The sequence below is a fragment of the Dactylosporangium darangshiense genome, assembly GCF_039537565.1.
GTDB lineage: Bacteria > Actinomycetota > Actinomycetes > Mycobacteriales > Micromonosporaceae > Dactylosporangium > Dactylosporangium darangshiense.
This window is the reverse complement of record NZ_BAABAT010000052.1, coordinates 1-18,228: the sequence shown is the minus strand read 5'-3', so window position 1 is coordinate 18,228 and position 18,228 is coordinate 1. Positions and strand designations below refer to the sequence as shown.

17 protein-coding genes and 1 pseudogene are annotated in these 18,228 nt (G+C 72.2%); 11 read left to right on the top strand and 7 right to left on the bottom strand.

From position 1 onward, the window contains the following. Window positions 1-19 precede the first annotated feature (19 nt). A complete protein-coding gene (locus ABD901_RS49400) occupies window positions 20-223 on the bottom strand; it encodes a hypothetical protein (RefSeq protein WP_345139955.1) in 204 nt (67 codons plus the stop codon). A gap of 22 nt (window positions 224-245) precedes the next feature. Beyond that, window positions 246-1,595 (bottom strand): MFS transporter, encoded by a 1,350-nt coding sequence (locus ABD901_RS49395; RefSeq protein ID WP_345139952.1) that lies wholly within the window; start codon window positions 1,593-1,595, stop codon window positions 246-248. A gap of 86 nt (window positions 1,596-1,681) precedes the next feature. Here ABD901_RS49395 and ABD901_RS49390 point away from each other — a divergent pair. Further along, window positions 1,682-2,545 (top strand): annotated as a pseudogene (locus tag ABD901_RS49390) (phosphatase PAP2 family protein); the annotation flags it as partial. Between the two features lie 421 nt (window positions 2,546-2,966). Here ABD901_RS49390 and ABD901_RS49385 read toward each other — a convergent pair. Then, window positions 2,967-3,551 carry a TetR/AcrR family transcriptional regulator gene (locus tag ABD901_RS49385; protein ID WP_345139949.1) on the bottom strand — a complete coding sequence of 195 codons (585 nt, stop codon included), beginning with the start codon at window positions 3,549-3,551 and terminating at the stop codon, window positions 2,967-2,969. Window positions 3,552-3,633: 82 nt separating this feature from the next. Here ABD901_RS49385 and ABD901_RS49380 point away from each other — a divergent pair, with 82 nt between their 5' ends. Both ABD901_RS49380 and ABD901_RS49375 read left to right on the top strand, forming a co-directional pair. Further along, window positions 3,634-4,587: a quinone oxidoreductase family protein gene (locus ABD901_RS49380; protein WP_345139947.1), complete on the top strand. Its 954-nt coding sequence runs from the start codon at window positions 3,634-3,636 to the stop codon at window positions 4,585-4,587. Between the two features lie 384 nt (window positions 4,588-4,971). Beyond that, complete coding sequence (locus ABD901_RS49375; protein ID WP_345139945.1) at window positions 4,972-5,238, top strand: hypothetical protein; 267 nt, start codon at window positions 4,972-4,974, stop codon at window positions 5,236-5,238. Between the two features lie 12 nt (window positions 5,239-5,250). Here the strand turns inward: ABD901_RS49375 and ABD901_RS49370 are convergent, their stop codons facing one another. Continuing rightward, the gene (locus ABD901_RS49370; protein WP_345139942.1) at window positions 5,251-6,159 is read right to left on the bottom strand and encodes an aminoglycoside phosphotransferase family protein; all 909 of its coding nucleotides are present in this window, start codon (window positions 6,157-6,159) and stop codon (window positions 5,251-5,253) included. After that, window positions 6,156-6,746: a TetR/AcrR family transcriptional regulator gene (locus ABD901_RS49365; RefSeq protein WP_345139939.1), complete on the bottom strand. Its 591-nt coding sequence runs from the start codon at window positions 6,744-6,746 to the stop codon at window positions 6,156-6,158. Before ABD901_RS49365 ends, ABD901_RS49370 begins: the two co-directional genes overlap by 4 nt. Window positions 6,747-6,798: 52 nt before the next feature. On the opposite strand from ABD901_RS49365, the gene ABD901_RS49360 reads away from it, so the two are divergent. Then, the gene (locus tag ABD901_RS49360; protein ID WP_345139937.1) at window positions 6,799-7,779 is read left to right on the top strand and encodes an NADP-dependent oxidoreductase; all 981 of its coding nucleotides are present in this window, start codon (window positions 6,799-6,801) and stop codon (window positions 7,777-7,779) included. Next, window positions 7,776-8,129 carry a DUF1304 domain-containing protein gene (locus ABD901_RS49355; protein ID WP_345139934.1) on the top strand — a complete coding sequence of 118 codons (354 nt, stop codon included), beginning with the start codon at window positions 7,776-7,778 and terminating at the stop codon, window positions 8,127-8,129. Before ABD901_RS49360 ends, ABD901_RS49355 begins: the two co-directional genes overlap by 4 nt. A 225-nt stretch (window positions 8,130-8,354) precedes the next feature. Here the strand turns inward: ABD901_RS49355 and ABD901_RS49350 are convergent, their stop codons facing one another. Then, entirely contained in the window at window positions 8,355-9,467 is a 1,113-nt protein-coding gene (locus ABD901_RS49350; RefSeq protein ID WP_345139929.1) for a hypothetical protein, read from the bottom strand. 445 nt (window positions 9,468-9,912) lie between these two features. Between ABD901_RS49350 and ABD901_RS49345 the strand changes: the two genes are divergently transcribed. The 3 genes from ABD901_RS49345 (at window position 9,913) to ABD901_RS49335 (ending at window position 14,471) form a co-directional block, all read left to right on the top strand. Then, window positions 9,913-12,645, top strand: coding sequence for a cellulose binding domain-containing protein (locus tag ABD901_RS49345; protein ID WP_345139926.1), 2,733 nt, complete (start codon window positions 9,913-9,915; stop codon window positions 12,643-12,645). Window positions 12,646-12,722: 77 nt separating this feature from the next. Then, the gene (locus ABD901_RS49340; protein ID WP_345140151.1) at window positions 12,723-13,475 is read left to right on the top strand and encodes a peptidylprolyl isomerase; all 753 of its coding nucleotides are present in this window, start codon (window positions 12,723-12,725) and stop codon (window positions 13,473-13,475) included. Between the two features lie 324 nt (window positions 13,476-13,799). Beyond that, window positions 13,800-14,471, top strand: a complete 672-nt coding sequence (locus ABD901_RS49335; RefSeq protein WP_345139923.1) for a tyrosine-protein phosphatase — start codon at window positions 13,800-13,802, stop codon at window positions 14,469-14,471. Window positions 14,472-14,716: 245 nt separating this feature from the next. Here the strand turns inward: ABD901_RS49335 and ABD901_RS49330 are convergent, their stop codons facing one another. Further along, window positions 14,717-15,619 carry a GIY-YIG nuclease family protein gene (locus ABD901_RS49330; protein WP_345139920.1) on the bottom strand — a complete coding sequence of 301 codons (903 nt, stop codon included), beginning with the start codon at window positions 15,617-15,619 and terminating at the stop codon, window positions 14,717-14,719. A gap of 10 nt (window positions 15,620-15,629) precedes the next feature. Between ABD901_RS49330 and ABD901_RS49325 the strand changes: the two genes are divergently transcribed. The 3 genes from ABD901_RS49325 to ABD901_RS49315 all read left to right on the top strand — a co-directional run bounded on the left by ABD901_RS49325 (window position 15,630) and on the right by ABD901_RS49315 (window position 17,736). Further along, a complete protein-coding gene (locus tag ABD901_RS49325; RefSeq protein ID WP_345139917.1) occupies window positions 15,630-16,229 on the top strand; it encodes a ribonuclease FAU-1 family protein in 600 nt (199 codons plus the stop codon). A gap of 372 nt (window positions 16,230-16,601) precedes the next feature. Further along, on the top strand, window positions 16,602-16,763 hold the full coding sequence (locus ABD901_RS49320) for a hypothetical protein (protein WP_345139914.1): 162 nt from the start codon (window positions 16,602-16,604) through the stop codon (window positions 16,761-16,763). Between the two features lie 382 nt (window positions 16,764-17,145). Next, entirely contained in the window at window positions 17,146-17,736 is a 591-nt protein-coding gene (locus ABD901_RS49315; protein WP_345139911.1) for a hypothetical protein, read from the top strand. The last annotated feature ends 492 nt before the right edge of the window (window positions 17,737-18,228 follow it).

Genomic DNA, 18,228 nt, shown 5'->3' with positions numbered 1-18,228 from the left:
CGCGGGCGCTCTGCCTTCTCTAGCCGGCCCGGAGCTCTCGCCGGCTGACTCCCAGGTACACCCGGTGTTCGCGGTGGTCGATCCGCTCGACGCTGCTGACATCCACCTTGAGCAGCTCGCCGTTCGCTCCCGCGACCACGACCTGCCGCCCGTCGTACGTCCGGCGGTCGATCGCGCCCACCTCACCATCGGTCGCCTCGACCGTGTAGCCGACCAGCACCATGCCCCACCGCCCCCTTGTCCGCTCAACGCTGCGTATACCCATTGGGGTGCGTTTCCTCCCGTGTACGCCCGGTTGATCCGCGGGAGATCATGACAGACGCCGCCAGCCCCCCGAGCACGATCATCCCCACAGCGCTCGCGAGCAGCGCATTCGTCGCGCCGGCGGTTTCGACCAGCGGCCCGCCCGCGGCCGTGCCGAGCGGCACGGCGATCACGGTGACCGATCCGAACGCCGCCAGCACCTTCGGCAGCCGCTCCACCGGCGTGGTCCGCTGGAACAGCGCCATCACCGTCGCCAGGTACGGCGACCAGCACGCCCCCGCGACCGCGAACGCCGGCAGCGCGACGCCGACCGGCCACCCGAGCCCGAGCGGCAGCATGGCGACCCCGAACAGCGCGATGATCCCGGTCAACGCCGGCCACAGCGGCAGCCGGCGCAGGTGCCCGCTGGCCAGCGCCCCGGCGACCGCCCCGGCGCCGAACGCGGTGTAGTACGCCCCGAGCAGCCCCGCCCCGGCGTGCAGGTCGTCGGCCACGTGGATCGGCAAGGCCACGTAGAACGGCCCGAAGAGCAGGAAGAACGCGAACGACAGCACCAGCAGCGCGCGTTGCGTGCGATTTCGGGTTTCGCCGGTTCGCTCCGCTTCGCCTCGCTCCGCACCGTCCTGCGCTGTCTCCGTGCCCTCCTTGCCCGCCTGTGTGGTGTCCTTGCCCTCCTCAACGCCGTCCGCCGCGGAGACTTCTTCGATTTCATCCGGATTTCGTCCGATTGGACCAGCCCTCGGCATGGCCAGGCGGTATGTGGCCGCGAGGACCGCGAAGCTCGCCGCGTCCACCGCGAGCAGGACCGCCGCGTTGGTCCGGCCGATGAGCAACCCCGCCAGCGGCGGCCCGACGATCGTGGCGAACTCGCCGATCGCCGTCAGCACGCCGTTGGCCGCCAGGTGGTGTTCGGCCGGGAGGACTTCGGCCACCAGCGTGTATCGCCCGGCCGACCCCCATGCGGCCAGGAGCGACGACATCCCGAGCAGCGTCACGTAGAGCCACGGTTGCAGCACTCCCGCCGCGTATGCGACGACCACCGCACCGAGCGCACCGCCGCGCAGGATCGCGTTCCACCCGGCGAGCTGCGCACCGCTGCGATGCCCGAGGTACCGGCGCAGCAGCACGCCGCCGAGCGCGCTCGGCAGCGAGTACGCCGCGACCGCCGCCGCCACCCACGCACCGCGCCCGCCGTCCGGCGCGATCTGCAGCGCCAGCCACGCGATCGCCACGACCGACATGCCGTCGCCGAGCGCGGACACGGCGATCCCCGGCAGCACGCGCCGCAGCACCGGGTGCCGGAGCACGGGCCGGTAGGGCGTCAGGAGCATGCGGGCAACGAGACCTCATGCGGTACCACGGAGGCAATGAAAATCGCGATGAGCGCAATTCGCGCCATTGGGCTATCTTGCGTGCCATGCGTGGGTGGCCCATCGGGCTCGCAGTCTGGCTCCTGTTGGTGGCGGCTCTGGAGGCGGCCGGCTTCCTGGCCGTCTGGCGCTTCTTCGTCAACAGCGAACACGGCCAGCTGCTGGACTTCGTGGCCATCACCGGCAACAGCATCGGCCGCGTGCGCCTCGAGACCCTCGTGCACAACACGCTCAACGGCATCTCGATCGTCTCGCTCACGGCCGCCACGATCGCGATCGGCTTCATCGCCCTGGCCCGCCGCCGCGTCGCCCTGGCGGTCGGCGCCGTCCTGCTCATCGGCGGCGCGAACGCGACGACCCAGGTGTTCAAGGCCCTCATCTACCGCCCGGACCTGGGCGTGGACCCGGAGCGTGCCGCGGCCGGCAACAGCCTGCCGAGCGGCCACACCACCATCGCAGCGTCGGTCGCCGTGGCCTTGGTCATGGTGGTACCGGCAAAGGCCCGCGGCGCCGCGGCCCTGATCGGCGCCGTCTTCGCCGCACTGGCCGGCGTGGCAACCCTTTCGGCGGGCTGGCACCGCCCGAGCGACGCGGTGGCCGCCCTGCTGATCGTCGGCACGTGGGCCGCGGTGGCGGGCCTGTTCATCGTGCTCGCCCAACGCCGCCACGGCGGCGTCTCCTACGGCCCCGCCAGCACCTACACCACGGTCTTCCTGACGCTGGTGTCCTTGGGCCTCCTGCTGGGCGCCGCCCTCTGCCTACGCCTGACGGACGAGGTCATCACGCGCGCCGTGGACGACCTGAGCCGCCGCCGCCTCTTCGTCGCGTACGCCGGCGGCGCACTCGGCATCGCCGGCACAACCGGCCTGATGATCGCCGCGGTCCTTTCCTCGGTACACCGCGTGGTCCCGCACCTGATCCCCGTCGAGGACTCTCCCCCTGGTCGCCCCTCCCCGCCTCCGGCTCCTTTTTCTTCGGATGCCCCGGCCTCAGACGCTCGCAGGTCGCCGGCGCCTCATCCGACCACCCGTCGTACCGTCAGCGACGAGCCGATGACCGTCCCTCTACATGCGAACGACCCGAACAGCCGCGCCCCGGATCTCGGCGACGCAACCACGATCGACCTGTCCGCCGACCACGCCGAAACTCACCGGCTGAACCTCGGCGAGTCGAGCACCGTCGACCTACGCTCGGGCGATTCCCCAGGCACGACCGGCTCCGGCGGCGGCGACTCGACTACCCATGTGATTCGACCGACCTGACGCGGGGGCCGCCTCTAGCAGTCGCCTCTTCCTTCCGCGCGATCGCTTCTCAGTTCCGCGCGATCGTTTCTCACTTCCACTTGATCGTGTCGAATGCGGCGGCGACATTCGGCCACAACGCCGCCGGTTCTCCTCCGGCCAGCTCGCGACCGGTGTAGTAGCACGCGAGGGCCAGCCGCGGTGCGAGCACGGCCGTCTCCGACGAGGCACCCCGCTCGGCGAGCAGCTGCCGCATCCGTTCCGCGAACGCCCGGTGCTTGCGAGCGTTGCGGTCCTCCAACTCCGGGTTCTCGGCGAGTAGGCGCTCCCGCCGCACGTACAGCTCCGGGTCGCTCGTCACGGCTGCGCAGATCCGCTCCGCAACGGCCCGAAGCAACGCGATGGCGTCGCCGAAGCCGGGCTTGCCTTGGTCACTCAGGCTCTGCGGCAGTTGCAGCCCGTCGAGCCAGTCCTGTTCGTTGGCGAATACGACTTCTTGCTTGTCGCCGAAGTACCGGAAGAAGGTCGTCCGGCCGACCTGCGCCCGCTCGGCGATATCGGTGACGGTCACGTCGGCGTAGCCGCGCTCCTCGAACAAATCATACGCAGCCGCAACGATCTCCTCGCGCGCCCGTTGCTGCTTGCGCTCCCGCAGTGACGCTTCGTGACCACCCACCCCACCAGTCTAGCGTTCTTGAACCGAGTCCGTTACGGTACTCAGTACCAATCGGAACTCAATACCGAACCGGGGGAGAATTATGCGAGCGGTCCAGATCAGAGAGTTCGGCGGCCCCGAGGTCGTGCAGGTGCGCGACCTCCCAGACCCGGTTCCCGCCCCGTCCGAGGTGCTGGTCGAGGTGGCCCGCAGCGGCGTCAACTTCGCCGACTCCCTGCTACGCGAGGACGGTTACATCGCGTCGGCGACGCTGCCGCTGATCCCCGGCGGCGAGGTCACCGGCCGGACCCCCGACGGCCGCCGCGTCGCCGCGATGATCGAGCGCGGCGGCTACGCCGAACGGGTGGCCGTGCCGGCGGCACACGCCTTCCCGGTGCCCGACGGGCTCGACGACGTCGAGGCCGTCGCCCTGCTGGCCCAGGGCCTGACCGCCTGGTGGTTGGTCCACCACACCGCCCGAGTCCAGCCCGGCGACAGCGTCGTCGTGCACGCCGCGGCCGGCGGCGTAGGTTCCCTGGCCATCCAGCTCGCACGCCTGCGCGGCGCGACCCGCGTCATCGCCGTGGCCGGCACCCAGGAAAAGCGCGACGTCGCGACCTCCCTGGGCGCCGACGCCACGGTGGACCCGTCCGCCGACGACCTGACCGCCGAGCTCATCGCCGCCAACGCGGGCACCCCGGTAGACGCGGTCCTGGAAATGACCGGCGGCCGCGTGACCGACCAGAGCCTGGCGGCGCTGGCCCCGTTCGGCCGCCTCGCGTTCTACGGCATGGCCAGCCGCATCGAGCCCGAAAAGGTCTCACTGCGCGCTCTGCAACGCCGCTCGGCGACGGTGAGCGGCTTCTGGCTGATGCACGCCTTCGCCCGCCCGGAGCTCCTCGAGAAGGCATACGCGGAGCTCGCCACCCTCGTCGTGGCGGGCGAGCTGCGAGTAATCCACGGCGGCGACTACGCCATGAGCGAGGTCCGCCGCGTCCACGAGGACCTCCGGACCCGCAACACGATCGGCAAACTAGTCCTCGACCCGTCGACCTAGCCCCGCCGCCGCGGTCGCTGCCGCCGTCGTCGCCGTCGCTGCCGCCGTCGCCGTCGCTGCCGTAGTCGTCGCTGCCGCCGTCGTCGTCGCTGCCGTCGCTGCCGCCGTCGTCGTTGTCGTTGTCGCCGCCGCAGCCGTCGTCGTCGTCGCTGTTGTCGCTGTGGCTGTTGTTGTCGCGGTCGTCGCTGTTCCCGGGGAGGGGTGAGCGGCCTTCGGCGGCGCCCGGGTCTCCGCGTCGGGGCCCTGGAGGTTCTGTCGCCTTCCGGGAGCCCGGCGCGGTGGCCGCTTGCCTACGGGACGTGGGACGCCACGGCGCTCGGCGTCAACGGGCTGACGGGTGGAATGTGGGCGTTTGAGGGGTACCGGCGTGGATAACTCAGATATATGACGAAGACGGACAACCTCGGGGTGCCCCGCGTTGACGAGGCCGTCGACCTTGACACCATCCGCGACGAGGCCGAGGACATCGCCGTGCCGGCGTTCGACTACATCGCGCAGCCGATCGAGGCGATGGTGGACGGGCTCACCGGGCACGCACACCACGAGAACTACCAGACCGACGAAACCCAGGTCGACCACGGCAGCACGGAAGGCCCAACGGACAAGAGCGTCGAGATGTCCGAGCACCCGTACTGCGAGCGCAGGCGTTGAGACCCGCCGCGGCTACGGGCACGTCCACGGCGCGGCGGCGAGCAGCTGGTTCATGTGCGTCGCCGGGCCCGTGGCGAAGGCACCGGCGTGCTCGTAACCGGCGATGACCACTGCGCGGTGCCAGGTCAGGGCGCGGATCACGTTGCCGGCGATCATGGCGTTGCGCAGGTCGGCCAGGAGCTCCTGGCGCGGGGCCAGGTCGGTGAAGGGCTCCAGGTAGGCGTCGCGCAGGCGGTCGTCGGTCGCGCCCCGCAGCGTCACCAGCATCGACGCGAACGGGTGGGCGACGACGCTGTCGCCCCAGTCGAAGAAGCGGCCGCCGTCGGCGAAGATGTTGCCGGGGTGCAGGTCGGCGTGGTCGAGGCTGGGCGGGACCCGGGAATCGGCGAGCGCGGCGGCGACGTCGGCGAACCAGGAGCGCCGGGCGTGGACGGCGCGCACGTCGCCGGCGATCGACGCGGCCTCGAGGGCCTCCTCGAACCGTTCCGGCAGGACCGCCGGGCGCATGTCCGCGACGCCGATGTCCAGCAGCTCGTCGACGGCGGGCATGAGGGAGCGCTGCAGCTCGGCGTACCGCGGGAGAATTTTGATCAATGCCTCGTCGAGCTCGTCGCCGGTGAAGGCGTCGCGCAGGGCCGGGCCGCCGTCGGGCAGCAGCAGGCGGCCGAGGGGCGGGTCGGCGGCGATCGGGGCGAGGACCTGGTGCGGGGCCAGGCGGTGCAGCACGGGGTACAACTCCACCTCGAACGCCGTCGTGGGCGCGGGCATCTTGAGCCACACGCCGCCGGCGTCGGTGTCGGTGCGCAGGACCGTGCCCCACGGGCGCTCGCGCGGCACCTCGACCTCGCCGGTGCGGCGCCGGCCGGCGGCGGCCAGCCGCTCGTCGAGCCAGCCGACGAGCTCTGCGGAGACCGGGGTCACAGGCGCGGTGCCGGGTGCGGGAGCGGGTGGGCGCCCTGTGGCCGGAGGCCGTCGAAGATGATCGCCAGGTAGCGCCGCCACAGGTCGGGCGGGGCGCCGGGGGCGTAGCCGGCGACGTAGTTCGGCGCGCACATGAGCAGGAACAGGTCCGTGCCCGTGACGTCGTCGCGCACGGCGCCCTGGTCGCGCGCGCGGCCGACGAGCGCGTCGATGGTCTCCTGCAGCCGGGCCTGCACGCGCGACACCTCGGCGTTGCCGCCGCTCGCGCCCTGCAGGAACGACAGGTCGCGCTGCTGGCGCTGCTCCGCGGCCACGCTCAGGAACTCCAGCAGCGCCTCGCCGGAGTCCTCGGCCTCGAGCAGGTGGTCGCCGGTCTCGATGAGGACTTCGACGCGGTCGAGCACGATCGCCGCGATCAGGTCCTCCTTCGTCGCGAAGTGGCGGAACACCGTGCCCTTGCCGATGCCGGCGCGCCGCGCGATGTCGGCGATCGACGCATCGAGGCCGCGCTCGGCGAACTCGTCGGCGGCCGCGGCCAGCAGCAGCCGCCGATTGCGCGCGGCGTCGGCGCGCAGCGGTCGGGTCACCCCCACAGCCTAGCAAGTTGACCGCCCGGTCCGCTTCCGATAAGGTGACCGCATGGTCCGCTTCAACGCCCAGTCAACCATGAAGGCAGTCGTCGCCCACCGATACGGCCCCGCCGAGGAGCACTCCATAGCCGACCTCCCGGTGCCTCAACCCGGCCCCGGGCAGATCCAGGTCCGCATCGCCGCGGCGTCGATCAACCCCGCCGACGTGCGCCTCGCCGCCGGCGACTTCCGCGATGCCATCGACTTGCCGTTCCCGCACGTGCCCGGCAACGACTTCGTCGGCACCGTGAGCGACGTCGGGGAGGGCGTCACGCGATACGCCGTCGGCGACGAGATATTCGGCTTCGCCACGCCGCGGGTGCTGCGCCACATGGGCAGCTCATCGCTGAGCACCGGCGCCCTCGCGGAGTACGCGGTGTTCGAGGCCGAGACGCCGTTCCTCGCGCGAAGGCCCGACGCCCTCGACGTCGAGCAGGCGGCCGCCCTGCCGACCGTGGGGCTCACGGCTCGGGCGCTCATGGCGTCCGCCGAGGTCAAGCCGGAAACCAGGGTCCTGGTTGTAGGCGCGACTGGAGGGGTTGGCACCGCGGTGCTACCGCTCCTCGCCCAGGCCGGCGCCCACGTCGTGGCGACCGCGCGCGACGCCGACGCCGACCTGGTGCGCTCGCTCGGCGCGGCCGAGGCCGTCGGATACGACGACTATCCCGAAGGCGTCGACCTCGCGCTCAACCTGGTGCTGCCCGGCGACCGGCTGGAGCGGCTCGTCGCGGCCGTCCGGCCCGGCGGGACGCTGCTGAGCATCACGTTCCCGCCGCCGGCGCCGCACGACGAGGTCGACGTCCGGCTGGTGCTGGACATGGAGGGGCGATACGGCGGCATGGCGGAGGTCGCGGTCGATGCGCTCGCCGGGCGGCTGCGGGCCAGGATCGCGGCGCGATACGAGTTCGCCGACGCCGTGCGGGCATTGGCAGACTTCGCCGGGCGGCACAAGACCGGGAAGCTGGTGGTGCGGGTACTCTCTCGGTCGTGAAGATCGCCGCCGGCATCCTCGTCGGGCTCGTCGCCGCCCTGCACCTGTACTTCCTGGTGCTCGAGATGTTCCTCTGGACGGCGCCGCGCACCCGGGCGGCCTTCGGCACGACGGAGGAGTTCGCCAACGCCAGCAAGGCGCTCGCCGCCAACCAGGGCCTCTACAACGGGTTCCTCGTCGCGGGCCTCGTCTACGGCCTGATCGCCTCCAGCCTCGCGTTCCAGGTGTTCTTCCTGATCTGCGTCATCGTCGCCGGGCTTTACGGCGCGGTCACCGCCAACCGTCGCATCCTGCTGGTGCAGGCGCTGCCGGGTGCGCTCGCACTCGCGGCCGTGCTCATCGCCCGGTAGAGCGAGCCAGTTCCGCAAGCCGCCGCTGCTCACACCGCAGCCGGCCGAGGCGTCGTCGGTCGGGTTGCCGCGGGTTGCCGTGGAGCCAGCGGTCGGGGTGCGCGCCGCGGTGTTGCGGTGGAGTCGGCAGCGCGGCCGCTGCGGGGTGTGGCCGAGTCGGCGGTCGGAGTCTGCCGCGGGTTGCGGTGGAGTCGGCAGTGCGGCCGCTGCGGGGTGCGGCGGGAGTCAGCGGTCGAGCGGCGTGCGTAGGTCGATCGACAGCCAGGCCGTCGGGTTGGCGGGGCGGTCGGCCCACCATACGACGCCGGCGCGGGTGGACGTGATGCCGATGCTCGGGCTCAGGATGCGCATCGAGGACGAGTCGAGGTCGTAGGCGACCAGGCGTACCTGGTCGACGTTGAGCTCGGTGAACAGCTCGTAGCGGCCCGCCGCGGCGGCGTCGACCGTGATGGCGGTCAGGTCGCCGGGGACGCGGCGGCGGGCGGTGCCGTCGGGGTGGCGCACGTCGTAGAGGTGGCGGTCGCCGGCCTGCACCATCGAGCGGCACCACGTCGGGGTGCACACCACCGACTCGGCCGCCGCCCGGGTGACGGTACGGCGCTCGCCGGTCTCGGGGTTGGCCAGCACCAGCGGGGCCTGCTCGTCGACGCTGAGCAGCCACGGCCAGGACGTGTGCCGGAAGCGGCCCTCGAACGACGTCGTGGTGACCGCGCCGCCGGTGAGCGCGACGCTGCGCAGCTCGGTGCGGGCCGAGTCGTCGGGCGGCGCGGCGATCCAGTGCAGCCGGCCGCCCGCGACGACCAGGTCGAACTCGGAGTCGAAGAACACCGCGGCGCCCGTGTCGGCGGTGAGCGACGCCGGGGGAGCGCTGCCGTCCAGCGGGGCGCGCCACATCCGGGTCTCGTAGGTGCCGTCCGGCAGGGCCGCGGACTCGGCCCAGTACAGGACGCGGTCCGCGGCGGTGAAGCCCAGGAACTGGGCGTACCGGTCGCTGGCGACGCGGCGCAGCTCGCGCTCGCCGGCGGGCGAGCGTAGCACCAGCCGGTCGTCGGTGCCTGCGGACGAGGCCGTGCCGACCGAGGTGGCGGCGTCGGCGTAGAACAGCGGCGTGTACTCCGAGCCGTCGGCCAGCTTCCCGGAGATCGAGACGGCGGGAGGCGGCGACGCGGACGCCGCCTGCTGCATCGGGACCGAGGTCGGCGGCGACGACGACTCCACGACCGTCAGGAGCCAGCCGGCCGCCGCGAGCGCCGCCGCGAGCGCGATCAGTGGGCGCGCCCTTCGCCAGGTGAGCCGCGACGGTCGAGGCGGTGCGGGCGCTGGGCTGGCCGAGGTCACCGCAGCAAGGTAGCCGGTGTTGAACACCGTTTCCAAACACGCGGGGTCAGCGCGTGGCGGATCGACGCCGCGGCGACCGGGACCGAGCGCGGGCTGCCGTCGCGGCGGCCAGTGCGGACCGACGCGACGATCGCGCCGGCGCAGGACGATGCCACTGTGCCGGCGAACGAGACGCGGGCCGTGCCGAGGAGAGCGTCGCGGCACGCGCGTCGGTCAGGGATGAGCAGGGGCCGCAGCGCGGTCGCGCCGGCGGTCGCGGTGCGCAGTACGGCAATCCTCCAGGTCGGGGGCCATTTACGGGCTCGGGACAGTTGCAAAGCCGTGAGAGTTTCACACTGTCGAAGCGCTTGACCTGCCCGCGAGCTGGGGGTGATTGACCCGGGACATCGAGGGCTCACACGATCCGCGCATGCGAATGAGCCCCCAGCGCCAACGAAACAGATCGATGAGACTCGGCGCCTGTGCCGTGGCGGCCGTGGTGGTCGCGGCCATCGGCTTCGCCGTGCAGACCGCCGTGCGGCCCGCGGAGGCCGCTGCCGCCGACCCGTACGCGTTCAAGAACGTGCAGATCGAGGGTGGCGGCTTCGTGCCGGGCATCATCTTCAACCAGTCGCAGGCGAACCTGGTGTACGCCCGGACGGACATCGGCGGGGCGTACCGCCTCGACCCGAGCACCAACCGCTGGATCCCGCTGCTCGACTGGGTCGGGCAGGACAACTGGGGGTACAACGGCGTCGTGAGCCTGGCGACGGACTCCGTCGACCCCAACAAGGTGTACGCAGCGGTCGGCATGTACACCAACTCCTGGGACCCGAACAACGGCGCCGTGCTGCGCTCCTCGGACAAGGGCGCGACCTGGCAGGCCACGGCGCTGCCGTTCAAGCTCGGCGGCAACATGCCCGGGCGCGGCATGGGCGAGCGCCTCGCGGTCGACCCCAACAAGAACTCCATCCTGTACCTCGGCACCCCCAGCGGCAACGGCCTGTGGCGCAGCACCGACTCCGGCGCGACGTGGGCGAAGGTGACCTCGTTCCCCAACCCTGGCAACTACGTGCAGGACCCGAACGACGCCAACGGGTACCTCACCGACAACCAGGGCGTCGTCTGGGTGACCTTCGACAAGCGGACCGGCACCGCCGGCAACACCACGCAGACGATCTACGTGGGCGTCGCCGACAAGCAGAACACGGTGTACCGCAGCACCGACGGCGGCAGCACGTGGTCTCGCCTGGCGGGGCAGCCGACCGGGTACATCGCCCACAAGGGCGTGCTCGACACGTCGGGCGGCTATTTGTACATCTCCACGAGCGACACCGGCGGCCCGTACGACGGCGCCAAGGGCGAGGTGTGGAAGTACGCGACGGCGACCGGCACCTGGACGAACATCTCCCCGGTGGCGGTCAGCAGCAGCGACGACTACTTCGGCTACAGCGGCCTGACGATCGACCGCCTGCACCCGAACACCATCATGGTCGCGACGCAGGTGTCGTGGTGGCCCGACGCCATCTTCTGGCGCAGCACCGACGGCGGCGCGACGTGGACCCGGATCTGGGACTGGACGAGCTACCCCAACCGCAGCTTCCGGTACAAGATGGACATCACCCGCTCGCCGTGGCTGAACTTCGGGACGAACCCCCAGCCGCCGGAGGTCACCCCGAAGCTGGGCTGGATGAACGAGTCGCTGGAGATCGACCCGTTCAACTCGAACCGGTTCATGTACGGCACCGGCGCCACGATCTACGGCAGCACCGACCTGACGACGTGGGACACCGGCGGCCAGATCACCATCAAGCCGATGGCCCCGGGCCTCGAGGAGACCGCCGTCCTCGACCTGATCAGCCCGCCGACCGGCGCGCCGCTGGTCTCCGCCCTCGGCGACATCGGCGGCTTCCGCCACACCAACCTCGACGCGGTGCCCTCGGCGATGTTCAGCGCGCCGACGTTCACCTCGACCACGAGCCTCGACTACGCCGAGCTCAACCCGAGCGTTATGGTGCGCGCGGGCAACTTCACCGACTCGGACCGGCCCAACGACAGTCACGCCGCGTTCTCGACCGACGGCGGCGCGAACTGGTTCCAGGGCAGCGAGCCCGGCGGCATCAACGAGGGCGGCACGATCGCCGCCAACGCCGACGGGTCGCGCTTCCTGTGGGCGCCGAAGAACAGCGCCGTGGTGTACAGCGTCGGCTTCGGCAACAGCTGGACGCAGGCCAGCGGCATCCCGCAGAACGCGATCGTCGAGTCCGACCGCGTCGACCCGAACACGTTCTACGGGTACTCCGGCGGCACCTTCTACGTCAGCCACAACGGCGGCGCGAGCTTCACGGCCGCGGCGACCGGCCTGCCCTCGACCGCCAAGTTCAAGGCCGTGGCCGGTGCGCAGGGCGAGATCTGGCTGGCCGGCGGCGACACCGGCGGCCTGCTGCGCTCGACGAACGGCGGCACCTCGTTCACCAAGGTCACCACGGTGCAGGGCGCGCTCGCGGTCGGCTTCGGCAAGGCGGCACCGGGCCGGACGAACCCGGCGGTGTTCCTGGTCGGGCAGGTCGACGGCAAGAAGGGCGTGTTCCGCTCCGACGACGCCGGCGCGACCTGGCTGCGCATCAACGACGACCAGCACCAGTACGGCAACATCGGCGAGACCATCACCGGTGACCCGCGCATCTTTGGCCGCGTCTACCTCGGCACCAACGGCCGCGGCATCATCTACGGCGACCGCACCGGGCCGCTGCCGTCGTTCTCCGCCTCCCCGTCCCGCTCGGTGTCGCCGTCCGTGTCGGTGTCCCCGTCCCGCTCGACGTCGCCGTCCGTGTCGGTGTCGCCGTCGCGCTCGGCGTCCTCGTCGCCGACCGGCGGGTGCAGCGTCGCGTACAGCATCGCCGGGCAGTGGGGCGGTGCCTTCCAGGGCGGCGTGAAGATCACGAACAACTCGTCGACCGCGGTCGACGGGTGGACGCTCAAGTGGACGTACGCCAACGGCCAGGTCATCAGCCAGATCTGGGGCGGCGTCAACGGCCAGAGCGGCGCGAACGTGACCATCACCAATGCCGACTACACGAAGACCATCGCGGCCGGTGGCGGTACCGTGGAGTTCGGCTTCATCGCCAGCTGGAACAACACGACGAACGCGAAACCGACCGCGTTCACGCTCAACGGCACCGCCTGCTCCGTGAGCTGACGGACCGGACACACGGGCCCTCGCGACGCCAACCGCGAGGGCCCGTGGCGTCACTGCTCTACCCTGCGGTCGTGACCATGCGTGCCAACGGTGTGCTCTTCGTGCCCCTGCTCGCCCTGAGCGCACTCGCCCTCACCGCCTGCTCGACGACGGTGACGGGCGGGACGGCGCAGGGCCGCCCGCTCTCCGCCTCGCACGCCGCCGGGCCGGGTTCGACCTCCGCGGCCGCCGGCAACGGCGTCGACTGCCGATACACGGTGCCGACCGAGACCCCCGACGCGAACACCAAAGCGGCCACCAAGGACGTCGGCGTGCCGCCGGCGAAGGCCAAGAACTCCGGCAAGGCCGTCATGCGCCTCACGACGAACCTCGGCCCGATCGTCGTCGACATGGACGCCAAGGCCGCACCGTGCGCGGTGGCCAGCTTCAACTACCTCGCCGGCAAGCACTTCTTCGACAACACGAAATGCCACCGCCTCACCACCGCGGGCATCTGGGTGCTGCAATGCGGCGACCCGTCCGCGACCGGTTACGGCGGGCCGACGTACCGTTACGCCGAGGAGAACCTCACTGTGCCGTACACGCGAGGCGTTGTCGCGATCGCGAACACCGGCCAGCCGGCCTCCAGCGCCAGCCAGTTCTTCATCAACTACAGGGACAACACGAACCTCGACCCGTTGTACACGGTGCTCGGCACCGTCACGACCGGCATGGACATCGTCGACAAGGTCGCCGCCGGCGGTGCCACGTCGAGCGACCCGAACTCCCCGACCGACGGCACGCCGAAGGTTGAGATCGTCCTGCAGCAGGTCACGGTGTCCTACGCCTAGGCCGGCAGCTCGCCGTTGCCGAGCCCCTTCAGCGACGCGTGGACCAGCCGGCTGCTCGCTTGCGCCCAGTAGGCTGCCTTGCCGTGCCCAACGAGCCCCCCGGGCCGCGCCTGACGGCCCGCGCCTGACGGGCCGCGCCTGACGGGCCGCGCCTGACGGGCCGCGCCTGACGGGCCGCGCCTGACGGGCCGCGCCTGACGGGCCGCGCCGCCGCGACCGGCGGTTCGCCCCGGCAGCGAGTGATAGATCGCCTGGCCGCGCCCGGTAGGCTGCCCGGCGTGAAGAGCAATTATCGGCAATTCGGTAATCGATAATTCCGCGGCCATGATCACCCTCGATCGGCACCGGCTGCACTGGCCCGACTGCCGCAACGTGCGCGACCCGGGCGGCCTGCCGATCGCCGGCGGCGGCACCGTGCGCGAGCGGTCGATCGTGCGCTCGGACTCGCCGCACCGCCTGACCGCCGAGGGCCTCGCCGCGCTGCGCGCCTACGGGGTGCGCCGGGTCATCGACCTGCGCGCCACCGACGAGGCCGCGCGGCAGCCGAGCGTGCTGGCCGGCGAGGCGATGTACCGCCTGATGCCCTTCATCGACGAGACCGCCGACCCGGCCCGGGACCTGGCCGACCTGGCCCCGCTCGCGGACGTGTACCGGGCGAGCATTATCGGCAACGCCCCGCACGTGGCGGCCGCGATCGCCGCCGTCGCCGACGCCCCGCCGGGCGCGGTCCTCGTGCACTGCACCAGCGGCCAGGACCGCACCGGCATGCTGGTCGCGCTGCTGCTGCGGATCGCCGGCGTCTCCGACGAGGTCATCGCCGCCGACTACGCGTACTCGGCCGTCTGCTGGGACCGCCCCGGCGAGTGCGAGCCGGCCACGATCCGCGCCGCGCTGGACCGCGTCGACGAGCGTTACGGGGGCGTCGAGGCGTACCTGCTCGCGCACGGCCTGACCGAGCCCCAGCTCGAGCGCCTACGCACTCGTCTGCGCCCCTGACCGTCCGCCTACACACCGCCACCGAGCGCGACGCCTAGCTCGTCGTTGCGCACCGCGCACTCGCGCCGCTGCGGTCTGACTGTGCGTTTACCCGCGTCCACCGAGCGCGACGCCTAGCTCGTCGTTGCGCACCGCGCACTCGCGCCGCTGCGGTCTGACCGTGCGTTTACCCGCGTCCACCGAGCGCAACGGCCAGCTCGTCGCTGCGCACCGCCGACTCGCGCCGCGTGGACGTGACCATGCGTCTACTCGCCCCCACCGAGTGTGACGGCGAGCTCCGCGTTGCGCGTGGCGAACTCGCGCCATTCGGCGGGCGTGGCCTCGAGGTACCGTGCCGCTCGCCCCGCCGTCGACGGCCGCTGGGTCCACTCGTCGAGCCGACCCGCTCGTACCGTGAACAACACCAGAACCCCGTCGGCCCAGCCCGCGACCCGCAGGTCGGCCGGCTCCAACGCGGACACCCGCTGCGGGCTGGTGATCCATTCCAGGGCCTGCAACTCCTCGTGGATCTGCGCGGCCAGCTCGAACTGCAGCCCCTCGGCGGCCCGGTCGCGCAGCGCCTCGAGGTCGGCGCACGCCTCGGCCACCGACGCCGCGTCGCGGTCCAGGACCGCGGCCACCGACGCGGCGAAGGTCTCGCGGTCGCCCGCCGTCACGCCGCGCTTGGCGGCGAGGTCACGCTCGGCGCCGGTCAGCCGACTTCCCGTGTACGCCAAGGGCCGGATGCGATGCAGCCCGGACACGGCCAGGCGGGTGCGGCCGCCGCCGAGGTACGGCCCGTAGCACCCCGGCGTCGGCAGGTGCGTCACCCGCAGCCCCGGCGCCGCCGGCCCGGCGTCGAGTCCGATGTGGACCGTGGACTCCTGCCCGCCGCGCGTGCGGTTCCAGCGCGGCTTGCGGCGCGTGAGCAGGTTGTGCTCGAGCCACGCCGCCTCGTGCACCGAGTCGCAGACCACCGCCTCGACCGCCGTGACCTGCGCGACCATGCGCCGCAGTCGAGGCCGGTCGCGCAGGTCCGACCAGTACGAGCCCACGCGCGAGCGCAGCTGCGTGGCCCGGCCGATGTAGAGGATCCGGCCGGCACCGTCGCGGAATCGGTACACGCCGGGCGTGTACGGCAGGCGGCGGGCCCCCGCAGGCATGGACATTGCCGGTATTATGCGACAGGTGTTCGTGCGCCGGTACCTTCGCGGCCCGTATGTGAGCTGGGCGCAGGCCACCCACCCGGTCGGCGAGGACGAGCGCGGCCTGCTCCTGTGGCTGCCGGTGGGCGCCGACTTCGCCTGCCGCGTCGGCCTCGACGGCGATCCGCTGCGCGACGCGCCCGGCATCGAGGACTACGGCGCAGCCCCGCTGCAGCGCCGCACCTGGACCGACCTCGACGTGCTGATCCTGCACCCGCCCGGCGCCGCGCACTCTGTGTGGTGGTTCTTCAAGAACAAAGGCTTCCATGGTTGGTACGTCAACCTCGAGGCCCGGCCGGCCCGGCGTACCGATGCGATCGACGTGGTCGACCACCACCTCGACATCGTCGTGACCCCCGACCGCGAGTGGCGATGGAAGGACGAGGACACCTTCACCGACCGCACCGGCGTCCCCGGCTTCTGGTCCGAGGCCGAAGCGCAGGGGATCCGCGCCGAGGGCGAACGCGTGGCGGCCGCGATCGAGGCCGCAAGGTTCCCGTTCGACGGCACCTGGTGCGACTTCCGGCCCGACCCGTCCTGGCCGCGCCCGGCCCTGCCGCAGGACCCGCTGTAGCGCTGCCCCGACCGTCACGGCCGCGCCGCGGGAGCGCTGTAGCGTCGCCCAGACCGTCACGGCCGCGCTGTGGGACCGCTGTAGCGTCGCCCCGACCGTTGCGGCCGCGCCGCGGGACCGCTGTAGCGTCGCCCCGGGTTGCGGCCGCGCCGCGGGCTGCCGCAGGACCCGGCGCAGCGCTCTGCCTCGACCGTGCGGACGCGCCTTGGGCTGCTGGAGGACCCGCTGGAGCGCTGTGCCGATGATCGCGGCCGCGCCTCGAGCTGCCGCAGAACCTGCTGTGGCGCCGTTTCGCCCTCTACCTCGCCCGAGTGGGTCTACTTTGGAGTTCAATACACCAATGACTCGCACGGGGCAAGGTCAACAAGGTCAATGACGCTGAAAAAGACTCTGACGTATAGCGCGGTCGCTTTCGTAATCTGGTTCGTGGCGTTCCGCCCGGACTCGGCCGCCAAGGTCGTCCGCGGGATCGCCGCCCTGATCGGCCAGCTCGGCACCGGCTTCGGCGATTTCTTCACGCGCCTGGTCGGATAACCACACCCACGCCACACACCACACGACGCCAGCCTCGTGGAGTCACCGCCCACTCCGCGCGGCGTTCTCGCATACGACGCCAGCTTCGCGGAGCCACCGCCCACTCCGCGCGGCGTTCTCGCATACGACGCCAGTCTCGCGGAGCCACCGCCTACTCCGTGCGGCCGCTTCTCCCGCAGGCGCCCGGTTCTCGCCCACGCGCCATTCTTGCGCACCCGCCTGGTTTTGTGCGGTCGGACGTTCTGGGCCCGCGCTTGCTCGCGCGCCGTTCGGTCGGCCGGCCGATGACCCGCCGTGCCGGATCGCTCGGGCGCGCTTCGTGGTGCGGCCGGCGGCGTGCGCGATCGGCCGGGGCCTCGTGCGCGCCGGGTAGGGTCGATCGGTGCACTACTGCCAGCGCTGCGACGACCCCATCGTCATGGCACCGCAAGACGACCTGGCCGTCTGCCCCGACTGCGGCGCGACCGAGCAGGCCCGCCGCCTTCCGTTGTTCGTCGTCACCGGCGCCTCGGCATCGGGCAAGACGGCCGTGTTCCCGCACCTGGTGGCGGCCCTCACGGACTGCGTGGTCTTCGACGTGGACTGGCTGATCGGCCCGTTCCAGCGCGCCTGCGAGTTCGGCGAGGTCGACTGGCCGGCGCTGCGCGATGCCTGGCTGACGATCGCACACGGCGCCGCCCAGAGCGCCCGGCCTACGGTGCTGCTGGGCCCCTTCACCGAGGCGCAACTCGACGAGCTGCCGTCCCGCCGCTGGATAACCGACATCCACTTCGCGGCGCTGGACTGCGCCGACGACGTGCGCGCCGCGCGGCTGAACGCCCGCGCGCGGTGGCGCGAGCGCGAGATCGACCGGCACAACGCGTTCGCCGCCTACCTGCGCGCCACCGTCCCGACGCTGATCCGCACCGACGACGGAACCCCTCACGAGTCGGCGAACCGCCTCGCAACCTGGGTCAACACGCACCTCGCCTGAGCCCGCCGGCTTCGGCGCCGCAGCCCGGCCGACCCCGCTCGGCGGCCCCGCCCGCGCGATGGACTGGCCGCTCCCCGCACGGCGGCCGCGCCCTGCAGAGCGATCGTGGCCCCGCCCGCGGCATGGCGCGCATGGTGCCCGGCCCCGCATAGTCCCCGCCCCGCCGCGGCCCGGCTGGCCGGGACGAAACGGGGCGGGGCGCGACGCGATGACCAAGTGGGCTACCCGAAGCGGCGCCCCGCCCTGCACGGCGGTCCCACTGGTCGGTGGTGCGCATCGTGCCGGCGATCCGCTCGCCGCGCTGCTGGCACGTGATCGACGCCCCGCCCCGCGCGGCGCCCCGCCCCGCGCGGCGCCCGGCCCCGCGCGGCCATGCGCCCCGCCTCGCATGGCGCCCCGCCTCGCATGGCGCCCCGCCTCGCATGGCGCCCCGCCTCGCATGGCGCCCCGCCTCGCATGGCGCCCCGCCTCGCATGGCGCCCCGCCTCGCAT

Excerpts from the sequence above, each read along its gene's own strand:
- ABD901_RS49345 (WP_345139926.1), top strand. The coding sequence starts at position 9,913 with ATGAGACTCGGCGCCTGTGCCGTGGCGGCCGTGGTGGTCGCGGCCATC.
- ABD901_RS49335 (WP_345139923.1), top strand. The coding sequence starts at position 13,800 with ATGATCACCCTCGATCGGCACCGGCTGCACTGGCCCGACTGCCGCAAC.
- ABD901_RS49395 (WP_345139952.1), bottom strand. The coding sequence starts at position 1,595 with ATGCTCCTGACGCCCTACCGGCCCGTGCTCCGGCACCCGGTGCTGCGG.
- ABD901_RS49400 (WP_345139955.1), bottom strand. The coding sequence starts at position 223 with ATGGTGCTGGTCGGCTACACGGTCGAGGCGACCGATGGTGAGGTGGGC.
- ABD901_RS49375 (WP_345139945.1), top strand. The coding sequence starts at position 4,972 with ATGACGAAGACGGACAACCTCGGGGTGCCCCGCGTTGACGAGGCCGTC.
- ABD901_RS49330 (WP_345139920.1), bottom strand. The coding sequence starts at position 15,619 with ATGTCCATGCCTGCGGGGGCCCGCCGCCTGCCGTACACGCCCGGCGTG.
- ABD901_RS49325 (WP_345139917.1), top strand. The coding sequence starts at position 15,630 with ATGCGACAGGTGTTCGTGCGCCGGTACCTTCGCGGCCCGTATGTGAGC.
- ABD901_RS49380 (WP_345139947.1), top strand. The coding sequence starts at position 3,634 with ATGCGAGCGGTCCAGATCAGAGAGTTCGGCGGCCCCGAGGTCGTGCAG.
- ABD901_RS49340 (WP_345140151.1), top strand. The coding sequence starts at position 12,723 with ATGCGTGCCAACGGTGTGCTCTTCGTGCCCCTGCTCGCCCTGAGCGCA.
- ABD901_RS49360 (WP_345139937.1), top strand. The coding sequence starts at position 6,799 with ATGGTCCGCTTCAACGCCCAGTCAACCATGAAGGCAGTCGTCGCCCAC.
- ABD901_RS49320 (WP_345139914.1), top strand. The coding sequence starts at position 16,602 with ATGACGCTGAAAAAGACTCTGACGTATAGCGCGGTCGCTTTCGTAATC.